Origin of the sequence: Chryseobacterium caseinilyticum (assembly GCF_014837145.1) — a bacterium.
GTDB lineage: Bacteria > Bacteroidota > Bacteroidia > Flavobacteriales > Weeksellaceae > Chryseobacterium > Chryseobacterium caseinilyticum.
The window spans coordinates 11,630-25,112 of record NZ_JACYFS010000005.1 but is presented as its reverse complement, the minus strand read 5'-3'; the positions used below and the strand labels follow the sequence as shown (position 1 = coordinate 25,112).

The window sequence follows — 13,483 nt, the reverse complement described above, 5'->3', positions numbered from 1 at the left end:
GTAAAACCTATTACTATTTGTAACAATGGTATGTTATTTAATACTAATTTTGTATAAATTTTTATAATGAAGAATACACAGGCTACTCTATATCAAAACAATTACAGGATCAATTTGTTTCAGAAATTTCTGTTGCTTTGCTCAGGTGGCAACATCCATATTTTAAGAAAGACACCAAGCGAGTGGAATAAATTTTCAGGGATAGGCGGTATCGTTTTATTTACTGCAGTTTTTGCAACATTGTCTGCGGCTTATGCAATGTTTACGATTTTCGACGACATCTGGGCTTCTATAGGTTTTGGAATTCTGTGGGGTTTAATGATTTTTAATTTAGACCGATACATTGTTTCCTCAATAAAAAAAACGGGAACGTGGTGGAATCAGATCCTGATGTCTATTCCCAGATTAATTTTAGCAACATTTTTAGGAATTATTATATCTAAACCTTTAGAACTTAAAATCTTTGAAAAAGAAGTCAACAAGCAGTTGAATACAATTATCCAGCGAAACAAAACGGAACTTCAGAAGCAGATGAACGGCAGAATTCTACAGCAAAGCGGCCCTTTTGAAACCGAAAAAAATCTGATTGCCGAAAAAACAGCTCAGTATCAAAAATCCTACGACTCGGCAGCGGTGGAACTGGAGAAGGAAATTTTAGGAAAACAATCCAGCTTAACGAGCGGGAAAGTTGGTTTTGGAACGAACGCCAAAAGAAAACAGGAACTGAAAGAACAGCGCAGACAGGATCTGGAAAACTATCAGAAGCAGACAGCTCCAAGACTGGAATATTTAGACAAAGAAATTTCCAAGGTTTACACAAATCTTGAAACGGAAAGAAAATCTACCGAAACATTTGAAGATAAGTTCAACGGTTTTGCAGCGAGATTGCAGGCTTTGGATGAGCTGGGAAAAAACTCAGCTATTATTGCCACTGCAGCAGCTTTCATTATGGGACTTTTTATCTGTCTGGAAATTTCACCGGTTTTGGTTAAACTCATTTCTTCGGTGGGACCGTACGATTATCTTTTAGAAAAAACAGAAAATGATTTCAGGCTTTATTCAAAGGAAAAAATAGAGAAAGGAAACGCACAAACCGACTTTAGAATTGATGATTTTAAAGAGAATTTAAAAAATAAAATCTAAAATAAATATTCCTAACCAATTACCTTCCAGTACATTCCGGAAGGTTTTTTTTATGAATTTATGTAAACGAATGAAAAGAAATCTTAACTTAGCATTACAAATTTCAAAACTAATATATCATGAAAAACTTAATCTTAATGGGTGCTCTTCTTATGGGCATCTTATCTTCATCACTCGTAAAAGCTCAGTATCAACCTTACATTGGGCAAATTATGTTCGCTCCATATACCAACACTCCAACCGGGTGGGCAGAGTGTAACGGACAGTTACTTTCCATAGCACAGAACACGGCATTATTTTCACTGTTGGGAACCACTTTTGGAGGGAACGGCCAAACTACTTTTGCTTTACCGGATATGAGAGGAAGATCATTAATACATCCGGGAACAGGACCAGGACTTACACCAGTTGTATTGGGGCAAGTGGGAGGCGTAGAATCTGTGACACTTACCACAGCCCAAATGCCCCTGCACACTCATACTGTAGCTGCTGTTTCTACAGAAGGAAACCAAAACTCTCCTACCAACAATCTTCCTGCGGACACAAAGGCACTTGATAAAGAGTATTCTGATGCTGCCGGCAATACCCAAATGAAAAATACGATGATCAGTCCAGCGGGAGGTAGCCAACCCCATGAAAACAGACCGCCATATCTTGCGGTGAAATGTTATATTGCATTACAAGGTGTATTCCCATCATTTAATTAATAAAAATGAAGGTTTTATATGCACTAGCTCTGGCCATCGGAAGCTCAGCTTTCGCCCAGACAATAACATTTAAAGGTTGTTATAATCTTTTTGACAGCAGTAATACTTTTACTTTTACAAAAACGGGTGTAGATTCTTTCGGTAAAAATATTTATATCACCATTCCTGTAAATGGGGATCAGGATTGTGGCGGACTTGGTGTGTGCGAATTTAAAATTCAATGGAACAACTCGCTCAGCAGATGGGAATTTTTAGCTGATACCGGAAATGGAGATTTTGTAAATCCATATTTGATTTATTATAATTCTACAGGAAATAATGTTGTAGCCAATCCACCTGCTAACAATTTCGGTACATGGGTAGAAAATACGGCTGTTACTACAGGAGCTTGTGGCGGAAATCTTTCTGCTGCCAATTCTACCATGACCGGCGACGTGCATTCTTCATTTTTGGCAACAGCGGAAAGTCTGAAAAATGCTAAAATTCAGTTATTCCCCAATCCTGTTTCAGATTTTATCAGAATTTCGGGGATTACGAAGGCTGAGGTTGTCGAAATTTATAATATTTCAGGACAGCTTGTAAGAAAAGAAAATTTCAAAGAAAGATTGAATGTTTCTGATTTAAGTTCTGGAACCTTCATGCTCAGAATTAAAGATTCTGATGGTAAAAACTATGAATTTAAATTTATCAAAAAATAATAAATTAATAATGAAAACCGGCTTTCACTTTGCGACCGCCGGTTTTTGTTTAAAATGATTAAATTACTTTTTAATAAACATCATTTTTATAAGTTCTCCCCTATCATTTTGGTCATTTAAATAATATATTCCTGAAGACAATGCATCAACACTAAATTCTCTTCCGTTTAAATTTTTCATAACAACTTTTCCTGAGAGATCGTAAATACTTGCATTTTTTAAATCTCCTGTAAGTTTAAGCGTATTTCGCACTGGATTTTCTACAATTTTAACTTTCTGACCAATGTTTGCATCAATCACAGAAAGTGTTTCGTTAGGAAGTAAAATTCTTTTCATATAAAAACTTTCACCAGTATTTTCCGCAAACATCATATACAAACTGCCGTTTGGATGAACGAAATTGTCAGCATTACTGCTGTAATTTTGAGAATTCGGAACAGACATTGTCCATGTTCCTCCCTGCCCAAATCCTGTACTCAAAGTTCCGTTTGAATTTATTCTGGTAAACATGTGATTTGTACCGGAACCACTGGATTGATTATTATACAAAATAACACTGCCTCCTGCCTGAAAAAGCATATCTGAAATGTACTGTTGTGAAACAGTAATTTTTCCGTTGGTTCCAAAACCTGTATCAAGAGCTGCATTAGAATTCAATTTGGTTAATTCAGAGTTTCCAAAGACGAAAAAATTTGAATTATTTTGATAAACAGTCCCCGGTCCATAATTGTAAGATGCTGAAATACCGGCGGTTTCGTTCAGGAGCTTTGAAAAGGTTCTGTTATTATAATTATTTGGAGGATAAGTGTCAAGGTAAATATTACCTCCATTTTCAAACATTCTGACAATCCCAAAACTGACTGTGCGTTTTCCGTTTACACCATAGGTTGTATCTAAACTTCCATTGGCATTAAATCTCATTAAAAAATTTTCTCCATGACCAAGATATTTTCCGGAAGGGAGTAATTCAAAGCCATACAGCGCATTATCAAAATCTGTAACACCAGTCCATGGACTCGTAAATGTGGCGTCAGGAGTACCATTCGCGTTTAACCTCATCAAATTTATGGTCATTGATTCAGGATCAATGCCATTGTCAAATTCTACTCCGTGGGCAAAAAACAGTTTTCCGTCACTCTGCACTTCAACTTTTGAAAAAGCTTCATAATAATCATAATTTGAGTATTGATCTACTGTGAAAACACCACCGCTTGCGAAAGTCTGATCCAGAGAGCCATCCACATTAAGCTTTAAAAGTACGGCTTTGGAAATATTATTTTCATCATAGTTGCCACTGAGAATGATCTTACCATCCGGCAATAATGTGGGGATAAAATAACTGCCATTATTTAAATGGGCGACAGTGCCACCGTTTCCAAAATTGGGATCAACTGACTGAGCGTAGTTACATAAACTGCAAAACAATGCTGTAAAAGATAGAAGTAGTTTTTTCATGATTGCTAATTTTTCTTCAAAAATAGCCTTAATAAAAACTCAAAAAAATAACCCGAAAGTGTAGTTTATTACGATGAAAATCCATTTAGGATGAAAACAGAGACGATTATTATATTTCAGAGTCTAAGCAATCCTAATCTATTTTTTAAAATTAGCGGGAGAGTTAGTTTACAACAAAAACCGGCGGGCAAAATGTGCCCGCCGGTTTTTGATGATTAACATAAAACAGTTTAACAGTATCTGTCGCTTTATTGTTTCTGTAATTTATTTCTTGATAAATTTAAGTTGAACAGTCTGTCCCTTAGAATCTTTATTATTAATAATGTAAACACCCTTAGACAAAGAACCAACTGAATGCTCGCGACCTTTAAGATTTCTGAACATCAGTTTTCCTGAAACATCATAAATATTTGCATTTTCTAAATCAGCAGAAAGCTTAAGTGTATTTCCAACAGGATTTTCCAAGATAGAAATTTTATCAACTGTACTTACGTTATCCTTTACTGAAAGAGTTTCGTTTGGAATAAGAATTCTTTTAAGATATATATTATTAGTATTATTATTTCCGTAGAACAAGCTGTAAATACTATTATTTGGATGAACTAGATTTTCAGCATAAGGTTGAAAACCTGATGAAGCTGGTAATGTCATAGTAAATGTTCCACCCTGTCCAAAACTTGTATTTAGAGATCCGTTAAAGTTCAATCTAGTGTATTTATGTTCTGTATATGCTTGTGAGACATTGTTGATATTGGAATAAAGTATAACACTTCCTCCCGGTTGAAATAACATATCTGTCACATAAGTTTGAGTTGGCAAAGTTACTTTTCCATTTGTACCAAACCCCGAAACAGGTGACAGATTTGAGTCTAATTTCGTCAATTCATGTGTTGAAATATTATTACTATCTATATAAATTGATCCTTCATTGTGAAATATTCTCCCTGTAACAAAGTTATTAGAACTTGCAATACCTGAAGTTTCGTTTTGCAATTTGTAAAGAGTTCTGTTTGAATAATTGCCATTTGGATTTCCGTCGATGAAAATATTATCTCCGTTTATAAAAAGTTCATTGATATTGAAGGTAATAGTTCTTATACCATTAGTCCCATATGTGGTATCGAGACTACCATTTGCATTAAACCTCATCATATAATTCGGTCCATAAGTAAGATATTTTCCTGATGAAAGCAACTTAAATTCGTATGGTGCATTATCAATATCTGTGGTTGTAGTTGAATAAGGACTGGTAAATGTTGTATCAGTAGTACCATTCGCATTCAATCTCATTAAATTGATTGTCAAAGATTCAGGGTCGATGCCGTTATCTAATTCATGACCATATGCAAAAAACAACTTACCGTCATTCTGAACTAAAACCTTTGTAAAAGCTTCATAATAATCCGTACTTGCTTGCAGATCCATGGTAAAGATGCCACCATTAGCAAAACTCGTGTCGAGGGAGCCGTCTGTATTAAGTTTCATCATCACAGCTTTGTTCGATGAGCTACTTTCATAACTTCCACTGATAATAATTTTACCATCAGGCAATAATGTATGCTCAAAGTAAGAACCTTTTTCTGCATGAGTCACAGTTCCGTTGCTTCCAAAATTTGTATCAATGGATTGAGCAAATCCAAATTGAAGACCGCATAAAATTCCTAAAGAAAGGAGAGATTTTTTCATAAAAATTTTTGCGTAAATATATATAAATAAATCACATATCAAATACCACATTGCTGTGATTTTTAGCAGATAAATTATTTAGATACAAAAAGACTTAACCACCTGTTTATCAATGCAATTAATTAACTTTCACGTGACTAAATACCACAAAATATTTTAAATTTCAGTAAAACCGCTTAACCAGAAATGCTGTGCAGGTACTCATATAACAAAACCGGCGGTCACAAAATGACCGCCGGTTTCAATATTTTCTACATCAAATTTCTATAAAGAATAATTTGGAGCTTCCTGAGTGATAATAACGTCATGAGGATGAGATTCTTTCAAACCGCTTCCGGTAATCATCACCATTTTAGTGTCTTTCTGCAAAGCTTCAATATCTTTTGCTCCACAGTAGCCCATTCCAGCTCTTAAACCTCCGGTAAGCTGGAAAACAACATCTTCTATTTTACCTTTGCTTGGCACACGTCCTTCAATTCCTTCAGGAACAAATTTCTTAGCCTCACTCTGGAAATATCTTTCTTTTCCTCCACGTTTCATGGCAGAAAGACTTCCCATTCCCTGGTATGTTTTGAATTTTCTACCCTGGAAGATGATTTCTTCTCCCGGTGCTTCATCTGTTCCGGCAAGAAGTGAACCCAGCATTACTGCTCCTGCTCCACTTGCAATTGCTTTTACGATGTCTCCTGAAAGTTTGATTCCACCATCAGCGATTACCGCTACATTTTTAGACTGAGCATATTCGTAAACATTATAAATTGCAGATAACTGAGGAACTCCAACTCCTGCAACTACTCTTGTTGTACAGATTGAACCGGGACCAACGCCTACCTTTACAACATTCGCTCCTGCATTGATCAGATCTTCGGCAGCTTCGGCGGTTACAATGTTTCCACCTACAATATCCAGATCCGGATAGGAATTTCTGATTTCAGAAATTTTATCTAAAACACCTTTTGAATGTCCGTGAGCAGAATCGATACCGATAATGTCAACTCCGGCCTCCACCAAAGCAGCCACTCTATCCATCGTATCTTCGCCTACGCCAACTCCTGCACCAACAATCAGACGGCCTTTATGATCTTTATTTGAGTTGGGATATTCGAGCTGATTGTCGATATCTTTAATCGTAATTAAACCTACCAGTTTATTGTTTTCATCAACGATCGGAAGCTTTTCTACACGGCTTTTCAAAAGAATTTCTTTGGCTTTTTCAAGGTTTGTATTTTTATCAGAAGTGATCAGATTATTTTTGGTCATAATCTCCTCTACCTTCAGATCAAGGTTTTCCTGATATTTTACGTCTCTGTTGGTGATAATTCCTATTAGCGTGTTTTCGGCATCTACTACAGGAAGACCTGAAATTTTATATCTTGCCATCGTTTCTTTAGCCTCGGCCAAAGTGTGATCTTTTGAAAGCGTTACGGGATCAGAGATCATTCCGTTTTCGGAACGTTTTACTCTGTTGACCTGAGCAGCCTGCTCATCGATCGTCATATTTTTATGAATGAAACCCAAACCACCAACTCTTGCCAGTGCAATCGCCAAATCAGCCTCCGTCACCGTATCCATTGCTGCGGAAACGATAGGAACGTTAAGCGTAATTTTGTCGGTAAGTCTTGATTTTAATGAAACCTGATTAGGTAAAACTTCAGAATAAGCAGGGACTAGAAGCACGTCATCGAAAGTGATGGCTGTCTCTACAATTTTGTTATGAATAGACATCTTTACTTTCTTGCAAAATTAAGACTTTTTACCGGAATACGAAAATGAGTTTAAATAGTTTAAATAAAACTTAACAATACATAAAATAAATGTAAAAATGACCGTCTCAAAAAGACGGTCATTAAAGTTAAATATAAATGAACTGTTAATCTATTTTTCTCAGACTTCCACCGGAAACTTTGCTGATGTCTGAATCAATTTTAGGATTTCCCTTATACTCTATAGTTCCTCCTGATGAAGCTCTTGCAGAAAGTTCGTCAAGAATATGGGTTGAAATTCTTGCTCCGGAAGTTGACTGAACTTTCAGTTGACCAAATTTAAAACCTTCTGCATTGAAAATCGCTCCGCTGCTCATATCAACCGTACCAAATCTTGCATTGCCTTTAAGGTTTGCTGTTGAACCGCTTGATGATTTTAATGACAGATCATTGGTATTAAGCTGAGAATTCATTACTGCTCCGGAACTTATTTCTAATACTGCATTTTCTTTAATATTTAGCGTTCCGTTCAGAACAGATCCGGAAGAAATATTGACGGCCAAACGATTTTCATTAATATTATTTATCGAATTAAATATCGCTCCTGAAGAAGTTTTAATCGACTCGATCTTGGGTGCTGAAACATTCACGCTGATGTTTTTGATCTGTAAATTTTTCTTATCCTTATTATCAATATAAACATTAAGAATTCCATCCTCCACTTTTGTAACAACATACTGCATTTTATCAGCATCAGCCACCACTCTTACACTGACAGGATTTTCCTGTTTAAAATTAACTACAACTCCCGTAGCTGCACTGATACCCAGAAACTGGCCTACATTTCTATCTTCTCCACTCAGGTAAACGCTGTTTTTATTTTGACTTGTATTTTCTTTCTTACCGCTTTTTACAGTCAGTGTATTTTCTGACGAACTGATCATTTTATTCACATCATCCATCTTCATCTTTCCATTCAGCATAAAAATCACAATCTCATCCTTAGAATCAACATTGAAAATCAGATTTTCAAGAATGCCGTTTTTTGCGTTTTCGGCAAGAAATTTCATTGAGACATCGTCACTTTTCAATGACATTAATTCATTAAGATTCAGATCAGAAAGCAGTTTTGACACCCTTTCACTTTTCTCTTCATTCATTTTGATCTGACCTTTATTTTCAGATTTCAAATGATCGGGAAATGTAATTTTATTAAAAACCAATAATTTCAAACCATCCACATCGCGCATTACAGGCTTAATTTTACCTAAATACTCATCGCTGATATCGATGCTGTTGAGCAAAGCAAACATTGGTTTTTTAATTTCAATTGAAGTCACACCCTTTTTCTGCATATCGTTGAAGAGCTGATCAATTTTTTCATTCTGAGCTGTACAGGTCGTAAAGCTGCCCAGAAAAAAGAGGATGAATAAAACTATATTTTTCATTGTATTTCTATTTTAATATTCTTCTGTAAAACCTTCGTCTTTATTAAAAGAAGCTACCGTTTTCCTGAATTCTTTACCCATTTTCATCAGTGAAAAAGTGGTGACATCCATCGCTTCTTTCTCACTCGAAATTTTTCTTCCGTTTACAATTACATAAGAATCTCTGTACCCAGAGGAATCTTCAGAAACTACATTCTGGACAAATTTTGGTTTAATCTGTTTTTTCATTCTGGCCTTTTTAGAAAGAATTTCATCCAAAACATCATTCTCGGCAACGGTATTTTCAACAAAAACAGAATCTCTTTTTTCTCCTGAGACCGAGTCTGAATAATGCACTGCCACCTGATTTTCATGTTCGTGATTTTCGGCAACAAACTCGTTTTTCTGTTTTAAAACTTCGTTTTTGACTAAATTTTCCTGCTCTGCAACTGTGTTTTTATTTAAACTAAAAATCAAGGTCAAACCTAAAACAATAACGGCACTTGCAGCCATCCAAAACCATTTCGGAAACGATGGTTTCTTATTTTGGATAGGAATTATGGTTGCCAATTCTGCGTTCCCTTCTGCTTTCTGAAGAAAATCCTCAAAATCCCAGTTCATTTTTTCTTCCTTTAAACTTTGGAAGACTTCGTTGTATTTATCTTGAAATTTGTCGTTGCTCATAGCTCATCAATTGTGAGATTTGTTCTTTTACTTTTTGTCTCGCCCGCATCAGATTGACTCTTACTGCGTTTTCTTCCATTTCCAACATTTCAGAAATTTCAGACACTTCATATTCTTCTACGTCCTTCAAATGGATGACCATTTTCTGTTTTTCAGGAAGCTGGTTGATAAAACCGATAATCTGCTCCTTCATATTGTTCACGTCCATGCTGTAAAGCTCAGATCGATGAAGTTGCAAATCAGCAAACCCCAATTTCACGTCGTGATGCTTCAGTCTGTTCAGACATTCATTTTTGACAGATTTTAAAGCGTAGGATTTAAAATTTCCGAACTGAGCCAGTTCCTCTTTTTTCTGCCAGAATTTGATCATCAAATCCTGAACTACATCTTCGGCTTCATCGCTGCTCATCACAAACCTTTTCGCAAAACGATACATCTCATCTCTGAGAATAAATACCGTATTCCTAAAAGTTTCATGGGTCATAAATCTGTTTCTATTAGTAAGACAATCTGAATTGGAAATATATTACACTTCAACGAAAAAAACTTCAAAAAAATTTGAAGTTTTAATTTTTATTTGCTGTAAAACAAATTATTTGTGAAACATTAAGATCTACTAAGTTTTTTAGAATTAATAAGTTGAGCTTCGCTTTAAGCCACATGCTTAATTAATATCTTCGGATATTTACTTAAAAAAACTTAACAACTAAAACATTTTAATAGTTCAAATTTCTCCTCAACATTTTTTAATAATTTTCAAAAATATGCTTAAAGATTGCCTTGTCATGCTCAGTTAAAGGCAATTTTCGTCTTGCCATTACTTTTTCAGCGACCTCATAAGCTTTGTCTAATTTAAACCGTTCATCATCTTTAAATCCGCCCCAGGAAAAATTTTCTATTAAATTTGGAGGAAAACCTTCTTTAAAAATATTGGAAGCAACACCGATTACAGTTCCGGTATTCAATTGCGTATTAATCGCTGTTTTGGAATGGTCTCCCATAATTACACCGGCAAACTGCAATCCTGTATCCTGAAAATCTTTGGTTCTGTAATTCCACAATTTTACGGTTCCGTAATTATTTTTTAAATTGGAAGAATTGGTATCTGCACCCAGATTACACCACTCTCCAATCACAGAATTTCCGATAAATCCGTCATGACCTTTATTGGAATATCCAAAAATAATGATGTTGCTCACCTCACCACCCACTTTTGAATGTGGACCAACCGTTGTCGCACCATAAATCTTCGCGCCCAAATTGAATTTTGAACCTTCACAAAGTGCAATCGGACCTCGAAGATTACAACCTTCCATTACTTCTGCATTTTTTCCAATGTAAATCTTTCCGGTTTTGGTATTGATGGTTGAAAATTCAACTTCTGCACCTTCTTCAATAAATAAATCTTCTTTATTGCCTAAAAACCCATTTGTAGATGATAATTCCTGAGACGTTTTTCCTTGAGTCAGTAATTCAAAATCAAAATCGATTGCTTCTTTATTAAAAGTAAAGAGGTCGGTTGGTTTTTTAAAGAAAATCAATTCTTCTTTGATATCAGTCATCTTTTCAATCTGATTCAGAGAAAAGCCATCCATATTGATTTTTGCAGCAACAAGTTCATCTTCATACACCAATGCTTCACCTTGTTTCAGCTCTTTAATCTGCTGAATTACTGTTTCCGTAGGCAAAAAATTGGGAACTAAAAACAGACTTTCTTTTTTCTCCGGCTCTCTGAATTTCCCTTGAAGGTACAGTTCGGTGAACCATGAAATTTCGGCAGAATCTAATATTTTCTGCCATCTTTCGGAAAAAGTAAGAATTCCACAACGCATTTCTGCGACAGGACGGGTAAAAGTAAGCGGAAGAAAATCTTCCCAATATTGTGCATCGGAGAATACGAGTTGCATACGGGTTTAAGGTTTTATGTTTCGGGTTCCGGGTTCCATGATTCGAGTTAGGAGTTACAAAATCAAGAATTCGGGATTCTACTGTGACAAAAATACAAATCCTGGGATAAATTTTTGCCATGGAGATTTTAATTTTGAGTGATGCGCACAAAAAAAGCCTCCCGAAAACCGGAAGACTTTAAAATATTGTAAATTCAAAAAATTACTTAGCGAATTTTTTGTATTTGTTCATGAACTTATCTACTCTACCTGCAGTATCAACCAATTTAGTTTTTCCTGTGTAGAAAGGGTGAGAAGTTGAAGAGATTTCCATTTTGATCAATGGGTACTCAGTTCCTTCATACTCGATTGTGTCTTTAGTGTCTGCAGTAGATTTGCATAAAAATACCTCGTCGTTACTCATATCTTTGAAAACAACAAGTCTATAATTTTCTGGGTGAATTCCGTTTTTCATAATAAATTTTTTAAAAAATTAAAGTTTTGCTTTCGAAATAGTAATGGTATTTCTTCTGCTAAATTTTAGGTTGCAAAAATACAATTTTTTTTAAAATATCCAAACACCTTGAACATTATTTTTCTGAAATAAGAAAATTGAAGTATTTTTCGTTAAATTTGGAACTCTTAAACATGAATTTCAATGAAATTTAAAATCATTCTTCTAAGTTCCTTCTGGATACTTTTATTGGCCGTTTCCTGCAACAGAGACGAAATCTCTTTCGACACGCCGTCTCAGGAACTCAGCTTTAACCGTGATACAATATTTTGTGATACCGTTTATCATCAGGTAAGATCTGAAACGTACGCCGTAAAAGTGTATAACAACGAAGACAAAGATGTTCTGATCCCAAGAATCAATCTGGAAAAAGGTGCAGCATCTTTATACAAAATCAATGTAGACGGTAAACCTGGTTATGATTTTAAAGATATTCCTTTAAGAAGAAAAGACAGTCTGTTCATTTTTGTTGAGATTGCTCCTACAGCAACAGGACCGGAGGCGATTGCCGAAGACAGGATATTATTTACAAGTCCTGCAGGACAGCAGCATGTAACGCTTTTTTCAGTCGTTCAGGATGCTGAATTTTTTATTCAGACACCAACGAATCCTAATGTAATTGATGCCAATACCAACTGGACCAACTCTAAAGCTAAAATTATCTACGGAAATCTGACTTTGGATGATGGCATTGCTTTAAATGTACAGTCGGGAACTAAAATTTATTTCCACAAAAACAGCGGAATGAAAATTTCCAACGGTGCTTCTCTGAATCTGAACGGAACCCAAACCGAGCAAATCATCATGCGTGGTGACAGAAACGAAACCTATTACGACACGATCCCAAACAACTGGAACTCGGTAAAAATGGAAGCCGGATCAATTTTAAATATGAATCATACAAGGCTTTTCGGAGGAATCAATGGTCTTGACATGAAACAGGCTACTGCGAATATTAACAATTCTTTTATTCATAATTTTTTAGATAACGGGATTTATGCTGTTGCGTCGACGGTAAATGCAAGCAATCTGGTAATGAACAACTGTGGAGACGCATGCGTTTCTATTTTTAAGGGTGGAAATCATTCTTATGTCCATTCTACAATTGCCAATTATTCAGATCTTTTGAGTTCCAGAAACCGAATAGGAATTTTTGCCACCAACGAATGGAAAAACGAGAGCGGACAAACAGAACAGGGTGCCTTACAACAATTAAACATCTGGAATTCTATCGTCTACTCAGACAGAGATAATGCTGTGAATTTTGAGCAGACGCCTGGGCAGCAGTTCAACTTTCTGATCAGAAATTCTCTTCTTAAATATTCAGGAACTTCCGAGGCAGGTTTTCCTTTTGACAATAATCCAACTTTTGTTGTTCAGAGTTTAAAAAACGAAGATCCTAAATTCATTAATTTCTTTGCTGCACAGATGAATCTCCGCGTAAAAGCAGATTCTCCGGCGAGAAATAAAGGCAATGCAGCCATCGCTGCTTCGGTTCCAACAGATATCATGGGCGTTTCGAGAACTTCAAATACAACTTTGGGAGCGTATCAGTAAATTTGAGATTTGAGATTTGAGAT

Annotated in this window: 12 protein-coding genes; 4 read left to right on the top strand and 8 right to left on the bottom strand. The window is 35.7% G+C overall.

All coding sequences use genetic code 11. The annotated features are described in order from the left end of the window. Positions 1-66: 66 nt before the first annotated feature. The 3 genes from IC610_RS14885 to IC610_RS14875 all read left to right on the top strand — a co-directional run bounded on the left by IC610_RS14885 (position 67) and on the right by IC610_RS14875 (position 2,548). Positions 67-1,143 carry a DUF4407 domain-containing protein gene (locus tag IC610_RS14885; protein WP_191737564.1) on the top strand — a complete coding sequence of 359 codons (1,077 nt, stop codon included), beginning with the start codon at positions 67-69 and terminating at the stop codon, positions 1,141-1,143. Between the two features lie 119 nt (positions 1,144-1,262). Further along, the gene (locus IC610_RS14880; RefSeq protein ID WP_191737563.1) at positions 1,263-1,850 is read left to right on the top strand and encodes a phage tail protein; all 588 of its coding nucleotides are present in this window, start codon (positions 1,263-1,265) and stop codon (positions 1,848-1,850) included. Between the two features lie 5 nt (positions 1,851-1,855). Beyond that, on the top strand, positions 1,856-2,548 hold the full coding sequence (locus tag IC610_RS14875) for a T9SS type A sorting domain-containing protein (RefSeq protein ID WP_191737562.1): 693 nt from the start codon (positions 1,856-1,858) through the stop codon (positions 2,546-2,548). 63 nt (positions 2,549-2,611) lie between these two features. Here the strand turns inward: IC610_RS14875 and IC610_RS14870 are convergent, their stop codons facing one another. The 8 genes from IC610_RS14870 to IC610_RS14835 form a co-directional block, all read right to left on the bottom strand. Beyond that, positions 2,612-4,003 (bottom strand): T9SS type A sorting domain-containing protein, encoded by a 1,392-nt coding sequence (locus IC610_RS14870; protein WP_191737561.1) that lies wholly within the window; start codon positions 4,001-4,003, stop codon positions 2,612-2,614. A 264-nt stretch (positions 4,004-4,267) separates the two neighbouring features. Then, positions 4,268-5,689 (bottom strand): T9SS type A sorting domain-containing protein, encoded by a 1,422-nt coding sequence (locus IC610_RS14865; protein ID WP_191737560.1) that lies wholly within the window; start codon positions 5,687-5,689, stop codon positions 4,268-4,270. Between the two features lie 264 nt (positions 5,690-5,953). Continuing rightward, on the bottom strand, positions 5,954-7,414 hold the full coding sequence (guaB, locus tag IC610_RS14860; RefSeq protein WP_191737559.1) for an IMP dehydrogenase: 1,461 nt from the start codon (positions 7,412-7,414) through the stop codon (positions 5,954-5,956). A gap of 145 nt (positions 7,415-7,559) precedes the next feature. Next, the gene (locus IC610_RS14855) at positions 7,560-8,840 is read right to left on the bottom strand and encodes a DUF4252 domain-containing protein (protein WP_191737558.1); all 1,281 of its coding nucleotides are present in this window, start codon (positions 8,838-8,840) and stop codon (positions 7,560-7,562) included. A gap of 12 nt (positions 8,841-8,852) precedes the next feature. After that, entirely contained in the window at positions 8,853-9,503 is a 651-nt protein-coding gene (locus IC610_RS14850; RefSeq protein WP_228462940.1) for a hypothetical protein, read from the bottom strand. Continuing rightward, complete coding sequence (locus IC610_RS14845) at positions 9,478-9,987, bottom strand: RNA polymerase sigma factor (RefSeq protein WP_191737557.1); 510 nt, start codon at positions 9,985-9,987, stop codon at positions 9,478-9,480. The genes IC610_RS14850 and IC610_RS14845 overlap by 26 nt, the downstream gene beginning before the upstream one ends. Positions 9,988-10,249: 262 nt before the next feature. Next, on the bottom strand, positions 10,250-11,410 hold the full coding sequence (locus IC610_RS14840) for a GlmU family protein (RefSeq protein WP_191737556.1): 1,161 nt from the start codon (positions 11,408-11,410) through the stop codon (positions 10,250-10,252). A gap of 202 nt (positions 11,411-11,612) precedes the next feature. Continuing rightward, a complete protein-coding gene (locus tag IC610_RS14835) occupies positions 11,613-11,864 on the bottom strand; it encodes a type B 50S ribosomal protein L31 (protein ID WP_056075185.1) in 252 nt (83 codons plus the stop codon). 183 nt (positions 11,865-12,047) lie between these two features. Here IC610_RS14835 and IC610_RS14830 point away from each other — a divergent pair, with 183 nt between their 5' ends. Continuing rightward, the gene (locus tag IC610_RS14830) at positions 12,048-13,460 is read left to right on the top strand and encodes a hypothetical protein (RefSeq protein WP_191737555.1); all 1,413 of its coding nucleotides are present in this window, start codon (positions 12,048-12,050) and stop codon (positions 13,458-13,460) included. Positions 13,461-13,483 lie beyond the last annotated feature (23 nt).